The sequence below is a fragment of the Planomonospora antibiotica genome, assembly GCF_014647955.1.
GTDB classification, from domain to species: Bacteria; Actinomycetota; Actinomycetes; order Streptosporangiales; family Streptosporangiaceae; genus Planomonospora; species Planomonospora parontospora.
On the sequence record NZ_BMQE01000058.1, the window covers coordinates 1 to 25,223 of the forward strand.

At 72.1% G+C, this 25,223-nt stretch carries 29 protein-coding genes and 1 pseudogene; 16 read left to right on the plus strand and 14 right to left on the minus strand.

What is annotated here, in order from left to right; all coding sequences use genetic code 11:
• Positions 1 to 139: 139 nt before the first annotated feature.
• Positions 140 to 1,684, minus strand: coding sequence for an isocitrate lyase/phosphoenolpyruvate mutase family protein (locus IEZ06_RS31560; protein ID WP_189240334.1), 1,545 nt, complete (start codon positions 1,682 to 1,684; stop codon positions 140 to 142).
• Positions 1,685 to 1,749: 65 nt separating this feature from the next.
• Here IEZ06_RS31560 and IEZ06_RS31565 point away from each other — a divergent pair, with 65 nt between their 5' ends.
• Positions 1,750 to 2,424 carry a winged helix-turn-helix domain-containing protein gene (locus IEZ06_RS31565; RefSeq protein ID WP_189240335.1) on the plus strand — a complete coding sequence of 225 codons (675 nt, stop codon included), beginning with the start codon at positions 1,750 to 1,752 and terminating at the stop codon, positions 2,422 to 2,424.
• A gap of 37 nt (positions 2,425 to 2,461) precedes the next feature.
• Here IEZ06_RS31565 and IEZ06_RS31570 read toward each other — a convergent pair whose 3' ends face one another.
• Positions 2,462 to 2,785, minus strand: coding sequence for a helix-turn-helix domain-containing protein (locus IEZ06_RS31570; RefSeq protein ID WP_203872295.1), 324 nt, complete (start codon positions 2,783 to 2,785; stop codon positions 2,462 to 2,464).
• Positions 2,786 to 3,104: 319 nt separating this feature from the next.
• On the opposite strand from IEZ06_RS31570, the gene IEZ06_RS31575 reads away from it, so the two are divergent.
• The 3 genes from IEZ06_RS31575 to IEZ06_RS31585 all read left to right on the plus strand — a co-directional run bounded on the left by IEZ06_RS31575 (position 3,105) and on the right by IEZ06_RS31585 (position 4,435).
• Positions 3,105 to 3,695, plus strand: coding sequence for an HAD domain-containing protein (locus IEZ06_RS31575; protein WP_203872296.1), 591 nt, complete (start codon positions 3,105 to 3,107; stop codon positions 3,693 to 3,695).
• A 227-nt stretch (positions 3,696 to 3,922) separates the two neighbouring features.
• The gene (locus IEZ06_RS31580) at positions 3,923 to 4,153 is read left to right on the plus strand and encodes a hypothetical protein (protein WP_189240336.1); all 231 of its coding nucleotides are present in this window, start codon (positions 3,923 to 3,925) and stop codon (positions 4,151 to 4,153) included.
• Positions 4,154 to 4,231: 78 nt separating this feature from the next.
• On the plus strand, positions 4,232 to 4,435 hold the full coding sequence (locus tag IEZ06_RS31585; protein ID WP_203872297.1) for an IS3 family transposase: 204 nt from the start codon (positions 4,232 to 4,234) through the stop codon (positions 4,433 to 4,435).
• A 157-nt stretch (positions 4,436 to 4,592) separates the two neighbouring features.
• Here the strand turns inward: IEZ06_RS31585 and IEZ06_RS36845 are convergent, their stop codons facing one another.
• The 4 genes and pseudogenes from IEZ06_RS36845 to IEZ06_RS31605 all read right to left on the minus strand — a co-directional run bounded on the left by IEZ06_RS36845 (position 4,593) and on the right by IEZ06_RS31605 (position 6,921).
• Positions 4,593 to 4,772: a hypothetical protein gene (locus tag IEZ06_RS36845; protein WP_203872298.1), complete on the minus strand. Its 180-nt coding sequence runs from the start codon at positions 4,770 to 4,772 to the stop codon at positions 4,593 to 4,595.
• Between the two features lie 351 nt (positions 4,773 to 5,123).
• Entirely contained in the window at positions 5,124 to 5,474 is a 351-nt protein-coding gene (locus IEZ06_RS31595; protein WP_189240337.1) for a Fur family transcriptional regulator, read from the minus strand.
• Positions 5,475 to 5,566: 92 nt separating this feature from the next.
• Positions 5,567 to 5,782 (minus strand): annotated as a pseudogene (gene rpsR, locus IEZ06_RS31600) (30S ribosomal protein S18); the annotation flags it as partial.
• Entirely contained in the window at positions 5,779 to 6,921 is a 1,143-nt protein-coding gene (locus tag IEZ06_RS31605) for a CobW family GTP-binding protein (protein WP_229798989.1), read from the minus strand. The pseudogene rpsR and the gene IEZ06_RS31605, both read right to left, overlap by 4 nt.
• A 121-nt stretch (positions 6,922 to 7,042) precedes the next feature.
• On the opposite strand from IEZ06_RS31605, the gene rpmG reads away from it, so the two are divergent.
• From rpmG to IEZ06_RS31635, 6 genes are all read left to right on the plus strand, one after another.
• Positions 7,043 to 7,207, plus strand: coding sequence for a 50S ribosomal protein L33 (gene rpmG, locus IEZ06_RS31610; RefSeq protein ID WP_189240340.1), 165 nt, complete (start codon positions 7,043 to 7,045; stop codon positions 7,205 to 7,207).
• A 4-nt stretch (positions 7,208 to 7,211) separates the two neighbouring features.
• On the plus strand, positions 7,212 to 7,457 hold the full coding sequence (locus tag IEZ06_RS31615) for a type B 50S ribosomal protein L31 (protein WP_189240341.1): 246 nt from the start codon (positions 7,212 to 7,214) through the stop codon (positions 7,455 to 7,457).
• Positions 7,457 to 7,693 (plus strand): 50S ribosomal protein L28, encoded by a 237-nt coding sequence (rpmB, locus tag IEZ06_RS31620; RefSeq protein ID WP_189240342.1) that lies wholly within the window; start codon positions 7,457 to 7,459, stop codon positions 7,691 to 7,693. Before IEZ06_RS31615 ends, rpmB begins: the two co-directional genes overlap by 1 nt.
• Positions 7,693 to 7,992 (plus strand): 30S ribosomal protein S14, encoded by a 300-nt coding sequence (rpsN, locus tag IEZ06_RS31625; protein ID WP_189240343.1) that lies wholly within the window; start codon positions 7,693 to 7,695, stop codon positions 7,990 to 7,992. The genes rpmB and rpsN overlap by 1 nt, the downstream gene beginning before the upstream one ends.
• A 3-nt stretch (positions 7,993 to 7,995) precedes the next feature.
• Complete coding sequence (gene rpmF, locus IEZ06_RS31630; protein ID WP_189240344.1) at positions 7,996 to 8,163, plus strand: 50S ribosomal protein L32; 168 nt, start codon at positions 7,996 to 7,998, stop codon at positions 8,161 to 8,163.
• Between the two features lie 254 nt (positions 8,164 to 8,417).
• Positions 8,418 to 8,621 carry a hypothetical protein gene (locus IEZ06_RS31635; RefSeq protein ID WP_189240345.1) on the plus strand — a complete coding sequence of 68 codons (204 nt, stop codon included), beginning with the start codon at positions 8,418 to 8,420 and terminating at the stop codon, positions 8,619 to 8,621.
• A gap of 425 nt (positions 8,622 to 9,046) precedes the next feature.
• Here IEZ06_RS31635 and IEZ06_RS31640 read toward each other — a convergent pair whose 3' ends face one another.
• A complete protein-coding gene (locus tag IEZ06_RS31640) occupies positions 9,047 to 10,171 on the minus strand; it encodes an epoxide hydrolase family protein (RefSeq protein WP_189240346.1) in 1,125 nt (374 codons plus the stop codon).
• A 111-nt stretch (positions 10,172 to 10,282) separates the two neighbouring features.
• Here IEZ06_RS31640 and IEZ06_RS31645 point away from each other — a divergent pair, with 111 nt between their 5' ends.
• On the plus strand, positions 10,283 to 12,127 hold the full coding sequence (locus IEZ06_RS31645; protein WP_189240347.1) for a sensor histidine kinase: 1,845 nt from the start codon (positions 10,283 to 10,285) through the stop codon (positions 12,125 to 12,127).
• Here the strand turns inward: IEZ06_RS31645 and IEZ06_RS31650 are convergent.
• The 4 genes from IEZ06_RS31650 to IEZ06_RS31665 form a co-directional block, all read right to left on the minus strand.
• Positions 12,105 to 12,710: a response regulator transcription factor gene (locus IEZ06_RS31650; protein ID WP_189240348.1), complete on the minus strand. Its 606-nt coding sequence runs from the start codon at positions 12,708 to 12,710 to the stop codon at positions 12,105 to 12,107. The two genes, IEZ06_RS31645 and IEZ06_RS31650, sit on opposite strands and share 23 nt — an antisense overlap.
• A gap of 304 nt (positions 12,711 to 13,014) precedes the next feature.
• Positions 13,015 to 14,235, minus strand: a complete 1,221-nt coding sequence (locus tag IEZ06_RS31655) for an acyl-CoA dehydrogenase family protein (protein ID WP_068893826.1) — start codon at positions 14,233 to 14,235, stop codon at positions 13,015 to 13,017.
• Positions 14,236 to 14,372: 137 nt separating this feature from the next.
• Positions 14,373 to 15,344, minus strand: coding sequence for a glucosyl-3-phosphoglycerate synthase (locus IEZ06_RS31660; protein ID WP_189240349.1), 972 nt, complete (start codon positions 15,342 to 15,344; stop codon positions 14,373 to 14,375).
• 98 nt (positions 15,345 to 15,442) lie between these two features.
• Positions 15,443 to 16,912 (minus strand): helix-turn-helix transcriptional regulator, encoded by a 1,470-nt coding sequence (locus IEZ06_RS31665; RefSeq protein WP_373293970.1) that lies wholly within the window; start codon positions 16,910 to 16,912, stop codon positions 15,443 to 15,445.
• Between the two features lie 376 nt (positions 16,913 to 17,288).
• Between IEZ06_RS31665 and aceA the strand changes: the two genes are divergently transcribed.
• Positions 17,289 to 18,578 (plus strand): isocitrate lyase, encoded by a 1,290-nt coding sequence (aceA, locus tag IEZ06_RS31670; protein WP_189240350.1) that lies wholly within the window; start codon positions 17,289 to 17,291, stop codon positions 18,576 to 18,578.
• Between the two features lie 219 nt (positions 18,579 to 18,797).
• On the opposite strand, the gene IEZ06_RS31675 is transcribed toward aceA, so the two are convergent.
• Positions 18,798 to 19,688 (minus strand): LysR family transcriptional regulator, encoded by an 891-nt coding sequence (locus IEZ06_RS31675; RefSeq protein WP_189240351.1) that lies wholly within the window; start codon positions 19,686 to 19,688, stop codon positions 18,798 to 18,800.
• A gap of 81 nt (positions 19,689 to 19,769) precedes the next feature.
• Between IEZ06_RS31675 and IEZ06_RS31680 the strand changes: the two genes are divergently transcribed.
• The 4 genes from IEZ06_RS31680 to IEZ06_RS31695 all read left to right on the plus strand — a co-directional run bounded on the left by IEZ06_RS31680 (position 19,770) and on the right by IEZ06_RS31695 (position 22,604).
• Positions 19,770 to 20,996 (plus strand): MFS transporter, encoded by a 1,227-nt coding sequence (locus tag IEZ06_RS31680; RefSeq protein ID WP_189240352.1) that lies wholly within the window; start codon positions 19,770 to 19,772, stop codon positions 20,994 to 20,996.
• A gap of 2 nt (positions 20,997 to 20,998) precedes the next feature.
• A complete protein-coding gene (locus IEZ06_RS31685) occupies positions 20,999 to 21,883 on the plus strand; it encodes an SDR family oxidoreductase (RefSeq protein WP_189240353.1) in 885 nt (294 codons plus the stop codon).
• A 126-nt stretch (positions 21,884 to 22,009) separates the two neighbouring features.
• A complete protein-coding gene (locus IEZ06_RS31690; RefSeq protein ID WP_189240354.1) occupies positions 22,010 to 22,222 on the plus strand; it encodes a hypothetical protein in 213 nt (70 codons plus the stop codon).
• 94 nt (positions 22,223 to 22,316) lie between these two features.
• Positions 22,317 to 22,604, plus strand: coding sequence for an HU family DNA-binding protein (locus IEZ06_RS31695; protein WP_189240355.1), 288 nt, complete (start codon positions 22,317 to 22,319; stop codon positions 22,602 to 22,604).
• Positions 22,605 to 22,644: 40 nt separating this feature from the next.
• Here IEZ06_RS31695 and IEZ06_RS31700 read toward each other — a convergent pair whose 3' ends face one another.
• Both IEZ06_RS31700 and IEZ06_RS31705 read right to left on the minus strand, forming a co-directional pair.
• On the minus strand, positions 22,645 to 23,457 hold the full coding sequence (locus tag IEZ06_RS31700; protein WP_203872299.1) for an ABC transporter ATP-binding protein: 813 nt from the start codon (positions 23,455 to 23,457) through the stop codon (positions 22,645 to 22,647).
• Between the two features lie 77 nt (positions 23,458 to 23,534).
• Positions 23,535 to 25,106 carry a serine/threonine-protein kinase gene (locus IEZ06_RS31705; protein ID WP_189240357.1) on the minus strand — a complete coding sequence of 524 codons (1,572 nt, stop codon included), beginning with the start codon at positions 25,104 to 25,106 and terminating at the stop codon, positions 23,535 to 23,537.
• Between the last annotated feature and the right edge of the window lie 117 nt (positions 25,107 to 25,223).

The following is a 25,223-nucleotide window of genomic DNA, read 5'->3' on the forward strand; positions in this document are numbered from 1 at the left end:
GCTGACCAGCACGTTCAGGTCGTGCCAGCCTCTAGGGGCCTGAATTACGCGGAACGCGGGTTAACGACGTCGTTTCCGGGATGGTCAACGAAGATCATCTAGGTGAGGGTGTGACTTTCATCGGTGAATGGCGGTGGTGTCAGGTTCTGGAGTCGGCTGCACGGAGTACCGAAGTCGCCTGCACCTCGGTGTACGAGGGTGCACTGAGGTCCGTCGACCGGCCGTCGCGGATGTCGGTCGCTGTGGTCACGGCCGCCGCTAGAGCTCTGCGGTAAAGCAGCGAACCGAGACTGATCCTGCGCACGCCCAGCGCGGCCAACTCGGTAAGGTCGGGGCCGGTCGGTGCGTACAGGATGTTTAGCGGCACGACGAGGGCCCCTATCAGGGCGGCGATCTCGTCCGGATCCGACAGGCCCGGCACGAACACCCCGTCTGCCCCAGCCTGTTCGTAGACCGCGAGGCGCTCTGCGGTCTTCTCCTCCTGGCATCCGAGCCAGTGCGTGTCGGTACGGGCGTTCACGAACAGTGCGGGTACGGAGGCTTTGACGGCAGCGATCTTCGCGGCATGCAGCTCGACGGAAGCGAGGGTGCCATCCGAGCGGCCGTCTTCAAGGTTGATCCCCGCCGCGCCGGCGTCGTACAGCCGTCGCGCCAGCTCGGCCACCTCCTTCGGGTCGTCACTGAAACCGCCTTCGGCATCGACGGTGAACAGGAAAGTGCCCCGCCCGAGTCGGCGGGCCAGCGCCACGGTCGCCGCTGCGGTGGCGGCCGCTCCGTCCGGCAGGCCGAGGGCCGCGGCCACGCCCAGGCTGGTGGTGCCGATCGCGTTGAAGCCCTGGGCCGCAAGGGCGGCGGCGGAGGCGTAGTCCCAGGCGTTGGGCAGCAGCAGCGGGGCGGCTCGATGGTGCAGATGGGCGAATGCGGTCAGCGGCCGCTGGAGGAGGCCGTTGGCCAGGGCGAGAGCGTGGGCTCGGCCGGGGCAGACCCTGGGCGGGGCGCCGAAAGTGACCGGTACGGGATGCGCACTCTGTGCGGCTGCCAGATCCAAGAGCACCACATCGCCATCGGCGATGTCCTGTCCGGCGACGCGGGTGGCACGGACGGCGATGCGACGCATGGTTCGCACCGGTGGAGTCTCCCGGAGCACCCGCGCCAGCGGTACGTTGCCGCCGGCCGCGGCATCGACCAGTGCCGCCGTCGCCGCGCACGCCTGCACCAGCAGCCCGATGCGGTTGGCGGCGGCCTCCAAAGCGGACTCGTCCGCGTCCTCTGGCACCAGCAGCGCCACCAGCCGGGCCACAGCCTCGTCCGCGGCCGGGTCCGCACCCCCGAAGTAGACCCCGGCCACGATGCTCACTGCCTCCGCCACCTCTCTGGGCTGCGGCATCTCCAGGGCCTCGGCGAGGGTATGAACCAGCCGCACCTGGACCTCCCCGTCAGTGCCGGCCGTCACTGCGTTCCACAGCGCGGCGGGCTCCAGCCGGGCGAGTTCGGTCTCCACGAAGGCTCTGCGCCGCCGATGAGGCTCACCGGAACTGAATCGGGCCACGGTGGCCCGCAGCCACGCGACACTCGCCCCCACGGGACCGGCGTCCGCTGTCGGCAGCTCGGGGACTAGCGCCGGGTCGGCAAGCGCCGCGCGCACGTCCGTATGACGGTTGAATTCATGCATCGTGTGCGTCATGGACCTGACGCTAGGTGCGGAACAGTTCGGCGCCGCCCGAACCATCCCTGCGGCATCATGGCGGCATGCCTTCGCTCGCCGAGACCGCCGGCCTGTTCGCCGACCGCACCAGGTCGGTCTTCTGCCAAGCACTGCTTGACGGACGTGCCTGGACGGCGGGCGAGCTCGCCCGGTATGCGGGAGTGCGACCCTCCACCGCCAGCGAGCAGCTTTCCCGCCTCATCGAGGGGGGAGTGCTGACCGAGGAACGTCAAGGCCGACACCGCTACGTCCGGCTGGCAGGCCCCGAGGCTGCCGCCCTCGTCGAGGCCCTCGCCTCGTACGCTCCGGACACTCCGCGTCCGCAGAATCTACGCGAATCGGTGCGGCTCAGCGCCGAAGCCCGCGCCCGCACCTGCTACGACCATCTGGCGGGGCAGCTGGGCGTGGTCCTGGCAGACGCAACGATCGCCCGAGGGCTGGTTGCCACCGACTCCGGGATCGCCGTCACCGCGGCAGGTCGGGCATGGCTGGCCGACGCCCTGGGATACGAGCAGCCCCCAGGCGCCCGGCGCCCCTTGGTACGGAACTGCCTGGACTGGACGGAGCGTCGACCACATCTCGCCGGAGCGCTGGGCGCGGCCTTGTGCGCCACAGCATTGCAGCGGCAGTGGCTGCGACGGGTCGGCTCCGGGCGCGCGGTAGAGGTGACGCCGCAGGGCACCGAGGCGTTCCGTGATCTGCTGGCGGTGACGGTCTAGGCACCGCACCGGAGTGCCGGTCCTGGTCGAGCAGGGGCTACGCCTGCGGGTAACGATGCAGGGACGTTTTGGGGATGCCAGTCTTGGTCGCGATCTGGCCGAGGCTGCTGCCCTGCTGTTGCAGAAGCTTGGCGTACTCGATCCTGTCGGCGGAGTGGGCGACCGGGCGGCCGATGCGGCGGCCGGCGGCTTCGGCAACGGCACGGGCGTGAGCGGCCCTCTCGGCGGTGAAGGTGCGCTCCATCTCGGCAAACAGGGCCAGCAGCAGGAAGGCGACGCGGCCCATGCCCTCATCGGCGGTGTTGACCCGCGCGTACGCGAGTTCGAGCCCGCCTGTGGGGTGGTGCATGTCGGTTCCCATGGCCGGACCGTACCGGAAGTCAACTTCGTACGTTCTTCCCGGAACGCATCTTGTGGAACGATTTTCGGAACGGTCGGCGAGCTGATCGCCCCGGGGCACATATTGTCTGACGGAGCGTCGAGAGTCCTGTTCCACTTCCTTGGAAGTGGAACGCTTTGCTTCCCGGCGCCGCACCGTCCTACGGTCGGGCGAAAGGGCCGATTCCCGGCGGACACCGGGGCGGCCCCATCCCAACCCCCAGGAGACCGATCATGAACACGTCCGCCCCGCACCCCGCGCCCCGCGCCCCGCGCCCCGCGCCCACGAAGCATCCCGGCTGATGGATCGGCCGGTCTGGCTGCTCGACGTCGACGGCGTGATCAACGCCTCCCGGCCCGGCTGGGGCGCCGCCCCGCGCAGCGGCACCGCCTACTCCGGCAGTAACGCCTACCGCATGCGCTGGGCACCGGCCCTGCTGGATCGCGTCCGAGCCCTGCACCGGGCCGGTGACGTGGAGATCCGCTGGTGCAGCACCTGGTGCCCCGACGCCGACCAGATGGAACGGCTGTTCGCCCTGCCCCGCCTGGCCCGCGCCTGGTCCGGCCACCTGTCCGCCGACGCCGCGGCGGCGGCCGAACTCGCCGCCGCCCGCGACGTCCTGGCACGCGGGCGGCGGCTCATCTGGACCGACGACGTCGAGGTCCCCACCAGCGGACCGGTCCATGACGAGCTGACCGGAGGCGGCCGGGCCCTGCTGATCGCGCCCTCGCCCGGCAGAGGGCTGCAGCCCGGCCACATGGCTGCCATCGAGGCCTTCATCTCCGCTCGGGTGACCGAAGGGCCCGGCTCTGCCGCGGACGTCACCACAGCGGACGACGTCCTGCTCACCGCACGGCGCCTCCCTGGAGGGGATGCCACGCCGTTGCAGTGAACAACGCGCTGCGGATCCGCGCCGGCCGGATAGCACTGAAGATTCAACGCCGCCTGCCGGCGAAAATCGCAGAGGTCCTACCGATGTCATCCGGGGGGTAGCGGAGCGGCGGTCGAGCGACCGGTCACGGCGACCAGGGACTGCCCCCGAACCGTAATGGCATCTCCGCCAGGTGAGGAGATCGGTAGTGTCCTCACCGTAAGCGAGCGTGCGGGAAGTGGCGAACGGTGACCGGCGGCCGCAACGGCGCGGCGATCACCATGTGGGTCGGCGGACCGGCAGACAAAATCGCCTTCTACGCCCGCCTCGACCGCATCACCGACGGAGCCGACGCCGTGAAAACCCTGCTCGCCACCCGCGATCGCCTCGACCTGGCACGGGTCGCCCAACCTTCGGGTGAGTTCGTCGTCTTGCTGCCCCAGCACGCGAGCCCGATCATCGCCTGGGCCGCACCGTAGAACCGCCGGCCTGGACCATGGAGCGGCGCATTTCCTATTCCCGCGGAGTGGATCGCGTCCGGCAGGCCGCGCGTTCTCGTGCCGCGCCGGACCCTGGCCGGTCCGTGCGCCTGCGACCGATGCCGCCCCGGTGATCGGGCCTGGCCCAGCCGGGCCGCCGCCCGCAGCGCGGTCTTCGAGTTCATCGAGGGCTGGTACAACCTGCACCGGCTGCACAGCAGTCTGGGCTACGTTAGCCCCGCCGCCTACGAGGCCGCCTACGAGGCCGCCTTCGCGGCCTGACCACCACACCAAAGGTGTCCGTCAAAGCGGAACAAGCTCACTCCGCGGTCGACGCGTTGCACGGACGGCCGGCGTCGACCACCAAAACCTTGCGGCGCTGCCGCCCGAGCACGAGGCCCGCGCTCAGTCGGCGGGGCCGCCGCCGACCACGATCACCTCATACATGCGTGTCCTCCTCTATGAGGTACATTCCGAGGTCCTCCGGTCCGGTAGGGGTCAGGGTCAAGCCGTGCTCGGCGACCTCCTCGCGCAGCGCCCGCTCTCCGAGCACCCGCCAGGCGTAGTCCGTCTCGACCTCGCGGACGAGCCGTTCCCCCTCGTAGACCCGGTAGGCCATGTGCCAGGTGACGCTGTCGGGGCCCGCGGGCCGTCAGCACCGACCGGAGTGCGGGGGAGGGTTCGATGGCGATGATCTCGGCGTCCGACAGTGCTTCGGCGATCACCAGGGTGCCCAGTCCGCCGCCCGCGCCGAGGTCGACGACCGGGCCAGGTTCGAACGCCTGCAGCACCTTCGCCAACGGGGGGCCGAGGGCCTCCCAGTGCGGGGCCATCATGGCGTCGACGAACTCGGCCGACCGTTCGTATGGATCAGTCATTCGCACCGTCCCGACCAGCATCGATAATGGTTTCTATTTTCAATAGGATGCGAGCACAGCGTCAAGGGAAGCCACGGGCGGTGGCCGGCGGCTCACCTCTCCAGGCAGTCCGGGCAGGTCCCGTGGATCTCCTCGATCCGGAAACCGTCCGCCAGGACGGTCTCCAGAGCGGATGCCGCGGCCTCGGCGACCGCTCCGCAGGCACGGCACACCACATGGCAGTGCTCGCCCTCGCCGCAGATCCGGTAGGCGGTCTCGCCGTTGCGCTCGAAGGCGTGCACGAGGCCGGCTCGGGCCAGGGCGGCGAGTGTGCGGTAGACGGTCGTCAAGCCGACGCGGTCGCCGCGGGAGCGCAGGTGGGCGTGGATCTCTCCGGCGCTCCTGGGCTCCCGCTGCGTGCGCAGGCAGCGCAACACCGGCAGCCGGCTGCCGGTCGCGGTCATTCCCCGTGACTGGAGGTCGCGGGCGTCGCGGTGGTCCATCGATCACCCCTGTGCGGGCTGCGCCGGAGGTGAGGGGTGGTGTCAGCCGCGGGGGCGGAGACGTAGGGCAGCAGGGCCATCTCCCGGGCGTTCTTGATGGCCCGGGCGAGCCGCCTCTGCTGCTGGACGGTGACACCGGTGATCCGGCGGCTGCGGATCTTGCCTCGGTCGGAGATGAACCGGCGCAGCAGGTCGGTGTCCTTGTAGTCGATACGGTCCACCCCGAGCAGGAGGTTGATCTTCTTGCGAGGGGTACGGCGGGGCTTCATGCGGTCTCCTTCAGGTCGAGGACGCCTGTGAACGGGTCGTCGTAGCCGGCCCAGGCGTCGGAGCCGGCCAGCATCTCCTCTTCGGTGAGCAGGCAGGAGTCGAGCAGGGCGTGGACGTGCCCGGGGTCCAGGTCGGGGCCGGTGAAGACCAGGTGCTGCACCCGGTCGCCGGTGACCTCGTCCCAGTCGAGGGCGGCGGCCGCGCGGCGGGCCGGAGAGACCATCTCCCAGGCGGCCTGCGGCAGTGCGGCGAGCCATGGACCGGCGTCCTCCACCGAGACGACGCCGGCGACCGCGTCCCAGGCCAGCATCTGCTCCGGGCGGGTGGCCAGCCAGAACCGGCCGCGGGAGCGGACCGAGGTGGTGACCAGCTCATCGACGGTCTCGAACAGGCGCGCCGGGTGCAGCGGGCGCAACCGATGCCAGACCACCGTGGTGATCTCGTCGGTGCGGGCGTCGACGGGCAGCCGGGCGGTGGCCGGGTCGATGCGCTCGGCCAGCATTCCGGTGCACAGGGCGGCGCCCGTCACCTCGGGCAGGGCGTCGTCACCGAAGACGGGGGTGACGGGCGCGAGGTGGTCGAGCACGGCGCGCGACAGCTCTTCATCCTCGGTGTCGCCACCGTGCAGCACCAGGCCGGTGGCGTACTCGATCTGCCGGGCCAGCACCTCGGCCAGGAACCGCTGGTCCCCCGCCGCCGCGACCTGGCCCGTCTCGGCCAGGCGGTCGCCCCGGGTGATGTCGATCGGCATGTGCACGGCGTCCAGCGCGGTCAGCACCGAGGTCAGGCGCAACACGCCGTGGGCCTCCTCGCAGTCGACCGCCTCGGCCACCGCGCGCGGCTCGACCGCGTCCCACAGCTCCACGATCAGCAGGGAGGCGGTGGCGGCGCGCCGTATCAGCTCGGGCAGCAGGTCCTCGCGCACGGTGCAGGTGACGCAGCCGTGCGCGAGCCGCACCTCGGCCAGGTCGAGGATGCCGGAGCGGTCACGGACCACGCGCTCGACCCGTTCGCGGACCACTTCGCGCAGGTCGTGATGGATCGCGACGGCGCCGGGGTGGTCGTGCAGCAGCCGGTCGACGGCGGCGGTGCGGGCGGGTGCGTGCAGGCCCGCGATGAGGACGACAGGGGTAGACACGGGGTTCTCCTTTGCGGGCGCGGGCGCGGTGATGCTCCCGGCGTCGCGGTCGGGCATCGGTTGACGAAATGAAAACCGTTTCCATTATCATTACACGAGTCGGCCGCACGGAAGGAATCCCATGGCCCGAAACGAACTCCGCCCCGTGATCAAACTCAGATCCAGCGCGGGCACCGGCTGCACCTACGTGACCCGCAAGAACCGGCGCAACGACCCCGACCGGCTCACCCTGCGCAAATACGACCCGACCATCCGCCAGCACGTGCTCTTCCGAGAGGAGCGATGACCCTGTGAAGAAGGGCATCCACCCCGACTACCGCCCCGTCGTGTTCCGCGACCCGAGCGCGGACTTCGCGTTCCTGACCCGCTCCACCATGAGCAGTGCCAAGACGATCGAGTGGGAGGACGGCAACACCTACCCGCTCGTCGACGTCGACGTCTCCTCGGCCAGCCACCCCTTCTACACCGGCCGCAGCCGCGTACTGGACACCGCCGGCCGCCTCCAGCGCTTCAACCAGCGCTACGGGAGGAGCTGATGTCGGCCCACTGCCAGCTGACCGGCGCCGCGCCGGTTTTCGGCAACCGTGTCTCCCACTCCCACCGGCGCACCCGCCGCCGCTGGAACCCCAACATCCAGCACCGCCGCTACTGGCTGCCGAGCGAGGGCCGGTTCGTGCGGCTCACGCTCAGCGCCAAGGCGATCAAGACCGTCGACAAGGTCGGCGTCGAGGCGGCCATGGCCCGCATCCGCGCCCGGGGAGGAAAGGTCTGATGGCCAAGAAGAGCAAGATCGCCGCCAACAAGCGCTGCAAGGCGGTCGTGGCCCGCCACGCCGCGCGCCGCGCCGCGCTCAAGGAGATCGTCCGCACCGGCACCCCCGAGGAGCGCGAGCAGGCCGTACGGGCGCTGGCCCGCCAGCCCCGCGACGCCTCCGCCACCCGGGTGCGCAACCGTGACTCCGTCGACGGCCGCCCCCGCGGCCACCTGACCAAGTTCGGGTTGTCGCGCATCCGCTTCCGCGAGATGGCCCACCGCGGCGAGCTGCCCGGCGTGACGAAGGCGAGCTGGTGAGCCGTGGCCGTCCCCAAGCGCAAGACCTCGCGCAGCAACACCCGCCACCGCCGCTCCCAGTGGAAGACCGCCGCCCCCGACCTGGCGACCATCACCGCAGGCGGCCGGGAGGTCCTGGTGCCCCGCCGGCTGGTCCGCGCCTACCGGCGCGGCCTGATCACCCCCGGCTGAGAACCGTCCGGGCCCGGTGACGGGCCCGGTGACGGACATGGAAGGGCGGCCGGTTCGCCGTCACCGCCTGGGCCAAGGGCGCACTGGAGCGGTTCGGCACGGTGCTGCACACCGCGATCGGACAGGACGCGGCACTCCCCCGGTTCCGCCGTCCAGCCGGGCCGCAGCGGCCCGGATCGACACCGACGCCACCATGCGCGCGTGGCTGACCCGCCTCGGCCTGACCGGGGTGCACGTGCACCACCGAGGTGCACGTGCACCGGATCCCGCTGACCGTTCCGCTCACCGCGGACCTGGCGTGGCTCATGGTCGTCGGTACCGGCTTCCGCGGCATGCTCGACGACCTCGCCCCGGAGGCGGTCGCCCGGGTACGGGACCGGCTGCCCGGCCTCCTGGCCGGCCAGGAGGCCGACTCGGTCGACGCCACATCGCTGGTCGGGATCGGTACGGTGGCCTGACCTCAGGGCCGGGAAGTGGAGCACTTCACCGCGGACTCGGCGGCTCACCACGGCATCCGACGACTGCCCCGCCTCCGTCCACCTCTATCCGACTGTGGAGCCGTCGTGTGCCTGCGAGACGACCGCCGTACCTTCCCCCTGACCTTCACCGGCGCGGGGTCCTCCAGCACCGCCGAGACATCGACCCGTGCACCCAGCCGGCGGAGGGTCCGTACGGCCTCGGCCCGCACCCGCGGCCTCGGATCACGCAGATAGGGAAGGACCAGATCGGCGTCGGCGCGCAGCAGCGCGTCGCGGACCAGGTCGGTCAGAGCCTGGCCGCGGTGCCGCTCCCCGAGCCGCACCGCGACCGGGACGACCGCCCGCAGCGCCGCAGCGTCCGCGCCGGCCAGCGCCTCGGTCAGGGCCGGTCACCCGACACTTTCTCAGCCGGACAGGCAGGTGAAGAAGCGGCGGATGTCCTCGACGAGCAGGTCCGGGGCGTCGTGCGCGGCCCAGTGGCCGCCGCGGTCGAACTCCTTCCAGGACACGATGTACCGGTGGTCCCGCTCGGCGAGTCTCCGGACCGGACGGAGGTCGTGGGCGAAGCTCGCCAGGCCGATCGGGAACGTGGTCGGGTTCGGATACGCCGAGGCGCGGTCGTTCTCGTGGTGGAAACGGGCCGCGGACGCCGCGGTGCCGGTGAACCAGTAGATCGAGGCGTTGGTCAGCACCACGTCCGAGTCCACACCGGCCAGCAACCGGCAGATCCAGGCGAGCTGACCGGCCGGTGAGCCGGCCAGCCCGTGGCGAAGGACCTGCGGTCGCTCCTGCCGAGCCCCGTCGTGGACGGCAGGACCGATGAAGGAGCGCGGGAGGTTCGGGTACCCCTTGCCCTCCGGAGGAGGACTCTGCGACTCGGCGGGGTCACCGGAGGGGAAGATCTGGTTGACGTGCACGGCGATCACGTGTTCGGGATCGATCCGGCCGAGCACCGGCGAGATGATCGAGCCCGCGTCGTTCCCGTGCGCGCCGTACCGGTCGTAGCCGAGCCGCCGCATCAGCTCGGCCCAGGCCCGGGCGACGCGCACGGCGTCCCAGCCCTTCCCGCGGGTGCGCCCGGAGAAGCCGAACCCGGGGATGGACGGGATCACCAGGTGGAAATCGCGTGACAGCGGCTCGACCAGGTCCAGGTACTCCGCGAAGGTGCTGGGCCAGCCGTGCGTGAGGATGAGCGGCGTCGCCGCGGGGTCCGCCGAGCGCACGTGCACGAAGTGGACGGTCTGGCCGTCGATGACGGTCGTGAACTGCGGATAGGAGTTCAGTCTCGCCTCCTGCGCCCGCCAGTCGAAGGAGTCGCACCAGCGCTCGGCGAGGTCCTGCACGTACGCCGACGGCACGCCGTACCACCGGTCCGGCCGCACGGGGCCGGACCGGTGGTACGGCGTGCCGTCGGCCAGCTCTGCGGGCGGCGGTTCATCGGTCCAGCAGGTGCGGGCCAGGCGGTCGCGTAGATCGTTGACGGCGACTTCCGGGATCGAGATCCGGAACGGCCTGATGTCCTCTGCCATGCCTCCACGATCCAGGTTCGGGCAGGCATGACGGCAGTGCCTGGTGCACCGGTCCATCTGCCCATCGCATGACACCCACGTGCAAAATGCACATAATCATGAGTTCCGCAGATGATCGGGGACTGGATGAGCAGGTTCGGCTGGACACTCGTCCTCGCCATGGTGTGCGCCCTCGCCGTCACCCGCGTGGGGGACTTCCTGCGCGAACCTCTCCCCGCCCGGGACACCGCGCTCGGTGTCGCCGCCATCGCGGCGGTCGCGGCCCTCCACGTGGTGATCGTCATGCGGCCGTGGCGGCCGCGCCTCCTGCTGGCGGCCCAGGCGTTCCTGGTCTTCGCGCCGTACCTCGCGCTCGGGAAGGCGTGGGGCCCCCTCTCCGGATTCCTGGGCGCGGCGATCCTGCTGACCGTGCCCGCCCCGCTGTCCTGGCCGCTGTTCGCGCTCACCACGGCCACCGACCCCGCCATCGCCGTCTACCGCGGCTCCGATCCGCTCTCCGCGGCGGGCATCGCGATCATCGTCCTCAACACCGGTCTCGGCATGTTCGCCGTCACCCACCTGGCCAGACGGCTCGACCAGGCGACCGGGCAACGCGAACGACTCGCCGCGCTCGCCGCCGAGCGGGAGCGGCTGGAGAGCGCGGCCCGGCTGCGCGGCGCGCTCGGAACCGAACTGTCCACGATCATCCAGCTGATCCGCGACGGCCTGACCGCGCCGACCACGGGGCGGCTGGCCCGCGTGGCCGACCTCGGCCGTACGGCGCTGGCCACCGCACGCACGATCGCCGACGCCCAGCGCGTGGTGGTGCCGGCCGTGCCGCCGGCGCCGGACGCCGACCGGACGGCGCGGATCCGGCCCCGCCTCGCCTGGTGGTTCCTGGTCCTCATGCTGGCCGACCACTCGGCCATCACCGTGATCGGCCTCGCCCTGGAGCCTCGGATGGAGGCGGGCGTCTGGGCGCTGGCCGGCTCGTTGACGGCGGTCTCGGTGGGACTGCAGCTGTATCACGGGGCTCCCCGCGCGCCCGGCTCCGAGCCGCGGGCCTGGCCGTGGACCCTCACCCTGCACGCACTCGTCGTGGTCATCGCCACGGCGATCCCGTTCTGGTCGCCGCAGTCCATCCTGGCCCCGTTCCTCCCCGTGGCCGGCGCCGCCGTCGTCCGGCTGCGCCGCCTCTGGGCATGGGCGATCCCCCCGCTCTCCGCCCTCATGCTGGCCCTCGTCTCCGGCCGGCACTGGACCGGTGCCGGCGACTACGTCTACTGGAGCGCGGGCGTCATCGTCATCACCATCCAGGTGTACGCCCTGTGCCGCATCCCCGAAGTGACCCGCGAGCTCGAGGAGACCAGCGACGGCGTGGCCCGTGTCGCGGCCGTCACCGAACGCCTGCGCCTGGCCCGCGACCTCCACGATCTGCTCGGCATGAGCCTGTCGGGGATCAGCCTCAAGGCCGAACTCGCCGCCCGCCTGCTGCCGACGGACCCCGATCGCGCCCGGCGCGAACTCTCCGAACTGCTCGTCCTGGCCGAACGCGCCCGCGACGAGGTCCGCTCCCTCACCACCGAACTCCTCCTGCCGGAGGAGATCGCAGCCGCCCGCTCGATCCTGGAGGCCGCGGGCCTGCACGTCACCGTCTCGACGTCCGGACCGCCCCCTGACGCCCCGCTCCTGGCCGTCGCCCTCCGCGAGGCGGTGACCAACGTCATCCGCCACTCCGCCGCGCGCACCTGCCGCATCTCCGTGGTCTCGGTCCCCGGCGGGGTACGGCTGCGCGTCACCAACGACGGCCTCGCACCGGCCGTACCGGAACGCCCGGGAACCGGGCCGGTGACCGCACCGGAACGCCGGGGGACCGGGCTGGCCGGCCTCACCGAGCGCATCACCCGGGCGGGCGGGCGGCTGGACGCCGGTCAGCGCGACGGCACGTTCACGCTCACAGCCAGCCTGCCGCAGTAGCGATGCGGATCGCGTCCACCCGGTTGCGCGCTCCCAGCTTGGTCACCGCTGAAGCGAGATAGTTCCGTACAGTGCCATAGCTCAGGTGGAGCTGCGCGGACACCTCGCGCGGTGTCGCGCCGGACGCGGTCAGGCGCAGCACGTCGGCCTCCCGAGCGGTCAGCGGGCTGCCCGCCACGGCCAGCGCCGCGTAGGCGAGCTGCGGGTCGATCACCCGCCCGCCCGCGGCCACGGTACGGATCCCGTCGGTCAGATCCTGCGGCCGGGAGTCCTTCACCATGAAGCCCGCCACCTGCGCGGCGATCCCCCGGCGCAGGTTCCCCGGCTGTCCCACCGCGGTCAGGATCAACGTCCTGCAGTCCGGGAGCCTGTCGCGCAGCTCCGCCGCCGCCTGGAGACCGTCCATCCCGGGCAGCTCGATGTCGATCACGGCGACGTCCGGCCGGTGCTCCAGCGCGGCGGGGACGATGCGGTCACCGGACTCGACCGCGGCCACGACCACCATGTCGCTCTCCAGCCCCAGCAGGCCGCACAGCGCCTCACGCAGGATCCGCATGTCCTCGGCGATGAGCACCCGAATCATCCGCACCTCACCGCTCAGATCGCACTCGGCAGCCGCACCCGCCGCAGCCTATCGACCTACGGTCCCGTACCGGCGCCCGGCAGCCCGCGGCGGAGGCCCGTCACTCGCGGACCACGTAGCGGGTGTGGGACCCGTCCATCCACTTCCGGTCGATCTCCCTGCCCGTCACCCTAACGCCGCTCTCTGTGACGATCGGACCGGACCGCCACACCAGGAGATGATCTCCCCTGACGCTCGGCCGGATGCTCTGACGGAACAGGGGCCGGAACCGGGGCCTCACACCACGATCAGAAAACCGGGCATCCTAGCGAACGGGCAGGCCGGTGACGGCGCGGCCGATGATCAGGCGCTGGATCTCGGACGTGCCCTCGAAGATGGTGTAGATCTTCGCGTCGCGGTGGAAGCGCTCGACCGGATGGTCGCGGGTGTAGCCGGCCCCGCCCAGGATCTGGATGGCCTGCTCGGTCACCCACACCGCCGTCTCCCCCGCCACCAGCTTGCACATCGACCCCTCGGCCTGGTCGAACGACCGGCCGTTGCGGGCCATCCAGGCCGCGCGCCAGGTCATCAGCCGCGCGACGTCGACGCGGGTGGCCATGTCGGCGAGGAGGAAGGCGACGGCCTGGTTCTCCCCGATCCGGCGGCCGAACTGCTCACGCTCGCGGGCGTAGTCACGGGCGTACTCGAAACCGGCGCGGGCGATGCCGACCGCCATGGCGGCCACCGAGGGCCGGGTCGTCTCGAAGGTCCGCATGGCCGCCTGCTCCCCGGCCCTGCCGCCCTCGCGGACCCGCGCCAGCCGGGCGTCCAGCTTCTCCTTGCCGCCCAGCAGGCAGGAGCCGGGCACCCGTACGCCGTCGAGGACGACCTCGGCGGTGTGGGAGGCCCGGATGCCGTGCTTCTTGAACTTCTGGCCCATCGACAGGCCGGGGGTGCCCGGCGGGACGACGAAGGAGGCCTGGCCTCGGGTGCCGAGCGAGGGGTCGACGGAGGCGACGACGACGTGCACGTCGGCGATGCCGCCGTTGGTGGCCCAGGTCTTGACACCGTTGAGGATCCAGTCGCCGGAGGCCTCGTCGTGGACGGCCCGGGTGCGGATGGCGCCCACGTCGGAGCCCGCGTCGGGCTCGGAGGCGCAGAACGCGCCGAGCTTGACGTCGTCGGGGGTGCCGAACATCTGGGGCAGCCACTCGCCCATCTGCTCGGGGGTCCCGGTGGCCGACAGGGCCGCGGCGGCCAGGCCGGTGCCGACGATGGACAGGCCGATCCCGGCGTCGCCCCAGAAGAGCTCCTCGAAGGCGACCATCAGGCCGAGGCCGCTGGGCTCGAAGGACTGCTGGGCGAAGAAGTCGAGCGAGTAGAGACCGATCTTGGCCGCCTCCTGGATGATCGGCCAGGGCGTCTCCTCCCGCTCGTCCCACTCGGCGCCGGCCGGGCGGACGACCGTGCGGGCGAACTCGCGCACCCAGTCGCGCACCTCGCGCACGTCGTCGCTCAGTTCCGGGCAGAAGCCGTTCTCGCTCATCGTCCACCCCTCCGGGAAAGCGTTACCATCGGTAACACCCTCTACCTTACTGACGGGTAGACCCATCCGCGCAAGCCGCCCCCGCCACTCCTCCACCTACCCCGCGGCGGGGACCCGGCCGCAGCGGCCGCCCCCGTTCAGACCGCCGTACGGGGACCGTAACCGGGGACGGTGATCATGGGCGGGCGCTCGGCGACCGCCACGTCCCGCACGGTCGCGTGGTGCCCGCCCGGCCCGCGGCGGAACTGGGCCAGGCGCGGGGACGGCGTGTGCAGCGGGATCATCTTGTCCTGGCGCGCCAGCCGCGACCAGGAGGTCTGCAGGATCTGCGCGGCCATGCCGCCGAGGGCCTCGGTGGACTGGTGGGAGTGCACCCTGCGGCCCAGGTCGACCTGGGCCAGGGCGTCGAGGCCCGACAGCTCCAGCAGATCGATCAGGAGCCCGAGCTCCACGCCGTAGCCGGTGACGAACGGGACCCGCTCCAGGACCGAGCGCCGCCCGGCGTACTCTCCGGCGAGGGGCTGGACGAACCCGGCGAGCAGCGGCCAGTGCAGGTTGAGCAGCGGCCGCGCGACCAGCTCGGTGACCCGCCCGCCGCCGCCCGGCGCGTCCGCGCCCCGCGCGTCCCGCAGCGGCCGGTCGTAGCAGCCCTTGACGTAGACCACACCGGGATCGGCCAGCAGCGGCCCGAGCAGCCCGGTCACGAACGAGGTGCGGAACTCCCGCAGGTCCGCGTCGACGAAGACCAGCAGGTCGCCGGAGGTCACGGCGAGGGACTTCCACAGCGCCTCACCCTTGCCGTCCAGCGGCTTGAGATCGGGCAGGACCTCGTCCTGCGCCACCACGCGGGCGCCGGCCGCCGCGGCGCGCACGGCGGTGTCGTCGGTGGAGCGGGAGTCGATGACCACGAGCTCGTCGACGAGCGGCACCGCCTCCATCAGCTCGCGCCGGATCGCGGAGACGATCTCCCCGACCGTCTCCCCCTCGTCGCGCGCGGGCAGCACCACGCTGACCGTCGCGTCCCCCCTGGCCTCCAGCAGCTCCGGCGGGGACCAGTCATCCGAGGACGACGTACGGCGGCGCAGCCATGCCTCCACCTCAGGCAGCACAGCCCATCCTCCCCGTCACCCCGGAATGCACAGGTATCACCCTATGCGTCACCGTTGCGGAGTGAATCACCGGCCGGACCGGTCCCGTGCGACGGGGATCAGTCGGCGGCGTGGCGCTCCAGGAAGGTGTAGACGTCCGCCTCGTCCACACCGGGGAAGGACCCGGGCGGGAGCGCCACCAGGACGTGCGAGTTGGCACGCGCCGAGGGCCAGGCGTAGCCCTCCCAGCGCTGGGCCAGCTCGGGCGGCGGGCGGCGGCAGCAGTCGCCGTTCGGGCACTCGGACTTGGTCCGGTTCACGGTCTCCCGGCCGCGGAACCAGCGCGACTCGCGGTACGGCACGCCGAGCGTGATGGCGAAGTCGCGTTCCCGGCTGGGATCCACGTGGGCGACGCAGAAATAGGTGCCGGTGGGCGAGTCGGAGTACTGGTAGAAGACGGAGAAGCGGTCGGGCGAGAGGAAGACCTGCCGGCCCGACCACTGCAGGCACATGCGCTGGCCCTCGATCGCGCCCTGCTCGTCGGCGGGGAAGACGATGCCGTCGTTCTCGTAGGCCTTGTAGATGATCCCGCCGACGTCGTTGCGGACGAAGTGGCAGGCCAGGTCCAGGTGGTGCGTGGCCAGGTTGGTGAAGCGGTGCGCGGCCATCTCGTAGGAGACCGCGAACACGTCGCGCAGGTCCTCGACGCTGAGCGCCCGGTCCTGCTTGGCCTCCCGCAGGTACGGCGCGGCGGCGGCCTCGGGCACCAGGACCGCGGCGGCGAAGTAGTTGGCCTCGGTCCGCTGGCGCAGGAAGTCGGCGAAGTCGCGGGGCTTGTGGTGGCCGAGGGCCAGGTGGCCGATGGTCTGCAGCAGGATCGTGCGGGGGGTGTGCATGCCGAGCTGCTCGTGCTTGACGTAGATGCGCCGGTTGCGCAGGTCGGTGATCGAGCGGACCGTCCGGGGCAGGTCCTGCACGGTCCGCACGCTGTAGCCGAAGTGGGTGACCAGCGCCTGGACGGTGCTCTGCGAGAGCGCGCCGGAGCGGTAGCCGACCGCGGCCAGCGCCTCGGCCGCCGCCTTCTCGATCTCCGCGAAGTAGTTGCCCTGCTCGCGCTGCTTGCGGCGGAGCTCGGCGTTGGCGGCGCGGGCCTCCTCCGGGGTGGCGGTGCCCTTGGCCTGGCGGGAGCGGAGCTCGCCGTAGAGGCCGAGGATGTGCTCGAGCACGTCGTTGGGCACGCGCGCGGAGACCTTCAGCCGGGGCAGCCCGAGGCCGGCGTAGAGCGGATCGCGCTGGGCCTCCTCCAGCTCCATCTCCAGCTGCGCGCGCCGGTTGGGCGCCTGCCGGCGGAGCAGCTCCTCCACCGGCACGTTGAGCGCGGACGCGAGCGACTTGAGCAGCGACAGCTTCGGCTCGCGCTTGCCGTTCTCCAGCAGGGAGAGCTGGCTCGGCGCCCGGCTCACCCGTTCGCCCAGGTCGGAGAGGGTCAGGCCGCGTTGCTTGCGCAGGTGGCGCAGGCGCTGACCGAAGGCGATGAGGTCGAGCTCCTGTGTCAAAGAAAGCGGTTCTTCTCCGACCAGAGGTGTCATGTCCCGATCCTAAGCGAAAATTCCGCCCATCTTCCACTCGCGAGCCGCGCATCCCCGTACGGCATGCGGGTACGGCCCCACCCTCCCCGACCGGCTCCGGATCGCCCTCCGACTGGCCCGCGCGTCGCACGCCTCCGGCCGCGGTCTCCGCAACCGCCCGGCCACCGCCGCCCGGCGGGTGCCGAGTGAGCTGGAGCACACACACGATTGGTCTAGTCCATAGAGAAAACTCTCATGTTCTTCTCTATCGAATACTGACCGGTATTGGTGATATCAGAAAAATCCTCGTTCTTTCCACAAAAAGCACCTTGTTCACCCGTTTCGTCGGGGCACACACTCAGGGCAAGGCACCCAGGGGACGACAAGGAGTGAAAAAATGAATGATCGCCTCAAGGGAGCCGCAGAGGAACTGCGGCGCGAGTGGGAGACCGACCCCCGCTGGAAGGGCACCGAGCGCACCTACACGGCCGAGGACGTCGTGCGGCTGCGGGGCTCGGTCCAGGAGGAGCACACTCTCGCCAAGCTCGGCGCGGAGCGGCTGTGGGACCTGCTGCACAGCGAGGACTACGTCCACGCTCTCGGCGCGCTGACCGGCAACCAGGCCGTCCAGCAGGTCAAGGCGGGGCTGAAGGCCATCTACCTGTCCGGCTGGCAGGTCGCCGCCGACGCCAACCTCGGCGCCCAGACCTACCCGGACCAGAGCCTGTACCCGGCCAACTCGGTCCCGGCCGTCGTGCGCCGCATCAACAACGCGCTGCTCCGCGCCGACCAGATCACCTGGTCCGAGGGCGACGAGAACGCGCCGCACTGGCTGGCCCCGATCGTGGCCGACGCCGAGGCCGGCTTCGGCGGCGTGCTGAACGCCTTCGAGCTGATGAAGGGCATGATCGCCGCCGGTGCCGCCGGCGTGCACTGGGAGGACCAGCTGGCCTCCGAGAAGAAGTGCGGCCACCTCGGCGGGAAGGTCCTCATCCCGACCGGCCAGCACATCAAGACCCTCAACGCGGCCCGTCTCGCGGCCGACGTGGCGGGTGTGCCGTCCCTGATCATCGCGCGGACCGACGCCCAGGCCGCGACGCTGCTGACCAGTGACGTCGACCCCCGCGACCAGAAGTTCGTCACCGGCGACCGTACCGCCGAGGGCTTCTACCGGGTCCGCAACGGCGTCGACGCCTGCATCGCCCGCGGCCTGGCCTACGCGCCCCACTCCGACCTGCTGTGGATGGAGACCTCCACCCCGGACCTGGACGTGGCCCGCGAGTTCGCCGAGGCGATCAAGGCGCGGTACCCGGACCAGATGCTGGCCTACAACTGCTCGCCGTCGTTCAACTGGAAGAAGCACCTGGACGACTCCACCATCGCCAAGTTCCAGCGCGAGCTCGGCCACATGGGCTACAAGTTCCAGTTCATCACGCTGGCGGGCTTCCACTCGCTCAACTACTCGATGTTCAACCTGGCGCAGGGCTACGCCGAGGAGGGCATGACCGCCTACGTCGAGCTCCAGGAGGCCGAGTTCGCCGCCGAGTCCCGCGGCTACACCGCCACCCGCCACCAGCGCGAGGTCGGCACCGGATACTTCGACCTGGTCAGCACGGCCATCGCGCCGGACTCCTCCACCACGGCCCTGAAGGGCTCCACGGAGGAGGAGCAGTTCGAGGCTCACTGATCCGAGGAAGGACCGGGAGCGCGGGTTTCGCAGTCCGCGCGGGACGGGGCGGCTCTTCAGGGCATGCGGAGCCCGCCCCGGCCCGCCGGGCACCCGCCTGAGCCGAGGCCCGCGCTCCCGGTCCGCCCTCGGACTCGGACTCCCGAGACCAGGACGAAGACCCCGCCTCCTTCCCCCCAGGGAGGCGGGGTTTCTCCATGCCGGCCCAGGCTCCCGGGGTCACGGGCCCGGCGGGCCGGCCGCCGGGACGCCGAGGGCGGACAGGAACGCCGCGGCGGCGGGGGACGGGGAGGAGCGGCTCCAGACGAGGTACTCCATGCGGGCCGGAGCGTCGCTGAGCCGGACGACGGGCAGGTCGGGGAGCTCGGAGACGAAGTCCGCGGGCAGCATCCCGATGCCCAGGCCCTGCCGGATCAGGCGGGCCATGAAGTCGGGGGAGCTCACCTCGAAGGCGACCTCGCGCCGCACCCCGGCCGCCGCGAACGCCTCGTCCGACTGGATCCGCCCGGCGGTGCCCGCGGGGAAGTCGACGAACGGCTCGCCCGACAGGTCGCGCAGCTCCACGTGCTCCCTGTCGGCCAGCGGGTGACCGGGCGCCACCACGGCGACGAGGCGGCCGCGCGCCAGTTCGCGACCGCGGACGCCCTTGGGCGGTGCCCCCACCGGCAGCCCCAGGAACGCGACGTCCAGGGTGCCCTGCCGCACCCGTTCGGTCAGTTCCTCGCTCGCGCCCGAGCGGAGGCTGATCCGCACCTGCCGGTGCCGCAGGTGGAAGTGCTCCAGCGCGGTCGGCAGGTCGACCGCCGTGACGGTGGGGATGGCGCCGACGGCGAGGCGGCCCCGGATCTCCCCGGCGGCCGCCGCCACCTCGGCGCGGGCCCGTTCGGCGGCCTCGAGGGCCTGGCGGGCCGCGGGCAGGAACGCCTCGCCGGCGGAGGTCAGCCGGACGCGGCGGCTGGTGCGCTCGAACAGCCTGGCCCCCAGCTCGCGTTCCAGGCGGGCGATCTGGTGGCTGAGCGCGGACTGGACGACCAGGCACTGCTCGGCGGCGCGGGTGAAGTTGCCCGTCTCGGCGACGGCGACGACGTAGCGCATCTGCTGGAGCTCCATGGATCAATCTTGATACACGATCGCTGCCGATGATTAACATGCATTGGACTCATTGATCGTTCATGGCCGAGGCTGAAAGGCATGACGGCGACGAGACTCCACCCGGGCGGCGGCCTGCCGCGCGGACTGCTCCTGCTCATGTCCACCGCGACCGGATCGGCCGTCGCGGGGAACTACTTCGCACAGCCGCTGCTCGACCTGATCGGCCGGGAGCTGGGCATCGGGCCGTCGTCGGCGGCGCTGGTGGTGACGGCCGCGCAGGGCGGGTACGCGCTGGGGCTGATCCTGCTGGTGCCACTGGGCGACCTGATGGAGCGGCGGCGGCTGACGGTGGCGCTCTACGCGGCGACCGCGCTGTTCCTGCTGGTGTCGGCCACCGCCGCCGACGGGACGATGCTCCTGGCCGGTACGGCCCTGACCGCCCTGACCTCGGTCGGGGCGCAGGTGGTGGTGCCGTTCGCGGCGACGCTGGCGGACCCGGCGGAGCGCGGCCGGGTGGTCGGCACGGTGATGACCGGGCTGATGCTCGGCCTGCTGCTGGCGCGGACCGCGTCCGGAGCGCTGTCGGAGCTCGGCGGGTGGCGGACGGTCTACTGGGTGCACGCGGCCGTGATGGCGCTGATGGCCGTACTGCTGCACGTCCTCCTGCCCAGGCTCGGCGGGGACGGCGGACGCCTGTCCTACCCGGGGCTGCTGCGCTCGACGGTCTCGATGTTCCGGCAGGAGCCGTTGCTGCGGTGGCGGGCGGGCATCGGCGCGTCGAGCCTCGCCGCCTTCAGCGTGCTGTGGACGGCCTCGGCCTTCCTGCTGGCGGGGCCGCCGTACGGCTGGACGGAATCGGCCATCGGCCTGTTCGGTCTGGTGGGCGCCGCGGGCGCGCTGACCGCCACGGTGGCCGGGCGGCTGGCCGACCGCGGGCACGTCCAGACCGTGACCGGCGCCGGGGCGGTCCTGCTGCTGGCGTCCTGGGCGGCGATCGCCGCCGGGGCGCACTCGCCGGCCTGGCTGCTCGCCGGCGTGGTCGTGCTCGACCTGGCGCACCAGGCGGTGCTCAACAGCAGCCAGAACGTCCTCTACGCGCTCCGGCCCGAGGCCCGCAACCGGATCAACTCCGCCTTCATGACCTCCATGTTCCTCGGCGGCGCGGTGGGCTCCGCACTGACGTCGGTGGTCTGGGTGAACGCCGGCTGGACCGGCGTGTGCGTCCTGGGCGCCGCCCTCTCCGCCGGGACCGCCGCGCTCTGGGGGCTGGAGCGCACCGCGGTCCGCGATTCCGTCCGTGTCCTCACCACCGCCAAGGGAGAATGACCGTGCCGCGCACCGTACTGATCACCGGAGCCACCGGAACCGTGTCCACCGCGCTGATGAGCGCACTGGAGGGCGCCGAGGTGGACCTCCGCGCCCTCGTCCGCGAGGAGTCCGGAGCCGCCGGCCCGCGCGGGCGGGGCGCCGAGGTGTTCGTCGGCGACCTCGGCGACGCCCGGTCGCTGCCGCCCGCCTTCGAGGGCGTGCAGGACGTGTGGCTGCTCACCCCGAACGGCCCGCGCGCTCCGGAGCACGGCATGAACGCCGTGTGGGCCGCCCGCCGGGCCGGGGTGGAGCGCGTCGTGCGCCTGTCCGTCGTCGGCGCGGCGCACGACGCGCCGAACCGCAGCGGCAGGCTGCACGCGCTGTCCGACCGGGAGACCGAACGGTGCGGCATGCGCTGGACGATCCTGCGTCCGCACTGGTTCATGCAGAACCTGCTGAACGAGGCGGGCGACATCTCCGCCACCGGCACGTTCTCGCTGAACATGGCCTCGGCGCGGATCGGCATGATCGACGCACGCGACATCGCCGAGTGCGCCGCCCGCGTGCTCCTCGACGACCCGGACCGCCACCACGGCGAGACGTACACCCTCACCGGCCCGCGCTCGGTGACGTTCGACGAGGTCGCCGACCGGCTGAGCCTCGCGCTCGGCAGGTCCGTCACGTACCTGCCGGTCGGCGACGACGCCAAGCGCAGGACGCTGCTCGGCCACGGCGTTCCGGAATGGATCGCCGACATGCTCGAGGAGTACGCGCGGGCGTACGCCTCCGGCTGGGGGGACTTCACCACCGGCACGGTCGCCGGCCTTCTCGGCCGTCCCCCGCGCGACGTCGCCGACTTCGTCCGCGACCACGCCGCAGCGTTCACCCCGGCCGGCGGGCACTGACCAGGAATCGTAGTGAAATACGCAATAGGGATGCTCTTGGGGAAATTTACCCGGACATAGATATTCCACCCTGATATACCCCTCCGGTTACCCCGTGCTTACTCTCGCCTCCCTAGCCTCGGCCTTATGGGGATATGGCTGGGGCCGCACGGCATCGAGGTCGAGGCACTCGTGGTGAACGATCGACCGTGCCTGCGCGTCACCCGCCTGATCGGCGGGGAACGCGTGCTCGTGGCGGACTGCGCCGACGTGCGGGAGGTGGGCCGCCACGTCGACCTGGCGCAGCTCGTCATGGCCGACAGCGACGAGCGGCAGAGGTTCGGCCACATCGGGGCGTGACCCCGCCCGGCCGCTCTCCCCGCGCCCGGGGGATGAAACAGACCGCGTGATCCCCGTAGTGTTGGTCCTCCCGGGCACTGCAGGAAAGAAGTAGATGAACAAGCGCGAGCTGATCGAGAAGGCGGCGGCGGAGGCCGGTCTCACCCGGCGGCAGACCGCCGCGGCGCTGGACGCGATCCTGGACACCATCCAGCACGCCGTCGCGAGCGAGGACAAGGTGGCGATCCCCGGCTTCGGCTCCTTCGAGATCGTCCACAAACCCGCCAGGACCGGCCGCAACCCGCAGACCGGCGAACCGCTGGAGATCGCCGAGACCTGGACGGCCCGGTTCAAGCCCAGCCCCGGGTTCATGGGGCTGATCCGCCAGCGCAAGAAGGACTGAGCCCGCACCACCCGGCGCGGGAAGGGGGGGACGCCCCGTCCTACCCGTGCCTTCCCCGTACGGCGCGGGCCGACCAGCGGCCGTCCAGGCGGTCGATCCGCAGGGGGCGGCCGAAGCACTCCGACAGGCCCTCGTCGGTGAGGACCTCCCCCACCGGTCCCGCCGCCTGGATCCGGGCGTCGCGCATCAGCAGGGCGTGCGTCGTGGTCGCCGGCACCTCCTCCAGGTGGTGCGTCACGGTGATCGTGGTCAACGCCGGCCGTACCGTCGCCAGCTCCTCCAGCACGGTGATCAGGTCCTCGCGGGCGGGCAGGTCGAGCCCGGCGAACGGCTCGTCCAGCAGCAGGATCACCGGATCGGCCATCAGCGCCCTGGCCACCCGGATGCGGGCCCGCTCGCCCTGCGAGCAGACGCGGAACAACCGGTCGCCCAGGTCCTTGCAGCCCATGTCGGCCAGGAGCCGGTGGGCGCGCTCGTGCTCGCCGGGACCGTAGCGGTCCCAGAGCGGGGCGCTGCTCCCGGTGTATCCGGTGAGGACGACGGTGTGCGCGGTGGCGCCCTCCTCCTCCAGCAGCTCCTCGTCGACGAGCCGCTGGCTGGCCGCGACCAGGCCGATGCGGCGGCGCAGCTCCCTCAGGTCCACCCGGCCCAGCCGCTGGCCGAGCACCGTGGCCGCGCCCTCGCTGGGGTGCCGTACGGCGGCGGCCAGCGAGAGCATCGTCGTCTTGCCCGCCCCGTTGGGTCCGAGGACGACCCAGTGCTGGCCGTACTCCACCTGCCAGTCGACGTCCGCCAGCAGCGTCCGCCCGACCACCCGGACCCCGACACCGCTCAGTTCGACCGCACCCGGCACAGTTCCCCCTCCGACTCGGTTGGCGCCGTTCACCCTAACGGATGGCCCCGCTCTCTCCCGGAGGCCCGTGCGGCCCCTCAGTCGCCGATCTGCGGCACAGGACCTGAGGAGGACGGGGAGGGGGAGGCGGTCGCCGTCGCGGAGCCGCTCGGTGACGGCGGAGGGCTCTCCCCGTCCCCGGTCTGCGGGAGCCGGGTGAAGGAGGGCTCGGGCGCGGCCGTCCTCGTCGGGCAGTCCCCGCCGGGGCCGCGCGCCGCGGCCTCGCCTCCCCCGTCCGCGCAGGTCTGCGGCTCCCCGGGACCACCGCCCCCGGGCTCGTCGGGGGGTTCCCCGGGCTCGCGCGGATCCCCCGGGGCCGACTCCTCCGCGTGCCCGCTCACCTGCGGCACCGGCATCGTCCGCGTCGTGGTGACCGTGATCGTGGACGGGCTGACCGGCGGCACGGTCCCGGTCCCGCCGGCCGGAGGACGGGTCCGGCGGAAGACGCCGCCGGTGGGCGTGCCGTCGGCCGGGATCACCATCGGCACGTGCTCGGGCGGCCGGGCGCCGCCGCCTCCGAGGACGCCGTTGCCCGCGGCGACCACGGCGAGCACCGCCATGGAGGCCGTGGCCAGCGCGGCGAACCCGGCCTGGGGCAGGTGGGGGCCGTTGCGGGGCGCCCTGCGGGCTCCCCCGGCCGGGACCGCGGGCCGGTCGTGGGCCCGCGGCCGGTTCCGGGCCCGGTCCGCCGCCGGACCGGGAACCGGGTGGGCCTGCGGGTACGGGACCGGCGTCCAGACCTCCGCCAGCACCTCGGCCACCGCCGCCCGCAGATCCCACGGGTCCCCGATCCCGCCCACCACCAGCAGTGCGCCGAGCAGGTCCGCCGCCGGGGGGCGCCGGGCGGGCTCCTTGTCCAGCGCGGCCTCGACCACCGGGCGCAGCAGCGCGGGCACCGCGGAGAGCCGCGGCGGTTCCACCAGGATCCGCCGGGTCAGCGCGTCGGGCTCGCCCGCGCCGAACGGGTGGTGGCCGGTCGCCGCGTAGACGACCAGGCATCCCCAGGAGAAGACGTCGGAGGACGGCAGGGCCCTGCCTCCGGTGAGGCGTTCCGGAGCGACCCAGCCGGGGCTCCCCATGACCTGCCCGGCCTGGGTGTGGGAGGCCAGGCCGGCCACGTCCCTGGCGATCCCGAAGTCGATGACCCGCGGGCCGGTGTGCGACAGCAGCACGTTGGCGGGTTTCAGGTCGCGGTGGACCAGCCCGGCCTCGTGCACCGCCGTCAGCGCGGCGGCCACGCCGAGGGCGACGCCGTAGGCGAGGTCGGGGGTGAGCGGACCGCGGGCGGAGAGCACCTGGGAGAGGGAGGGACCGGGGACGTACTCGGAGACCAGGTAGGGCCGTTCCCGGTCGGTGCCGTCCTCGATCACCGCGGCGGTGCAGAACGGGACCACCCGGCGGGAGAACTCCACTTCCTCCGCGAACCGGGCGCGGAGCGTGGGATCGTCGAGATGCACCGGGTGCGGCGTCTTGATCGCGACCACGCCGCCGTGCGGGTGCTCGGCCAGGTAGACCACGCCCATGCCGCCGGCGCCGAGCCGGCCGAGCAGGAGATGGCGGCCGATGGTGACCGGGTCTCCCACGGTCAGCGGCCGCACGCCAGGGGGCATCCCGTTCCCGGGGCCGGTTCCGCCACGTGCCATCCGGATCGAGCCTCTCGTGTGCGCGCTACGGCAAGCACACTGTGACCGGGTGGAGCGGGTTCTCGCTCCCGACCCGTCACAAGC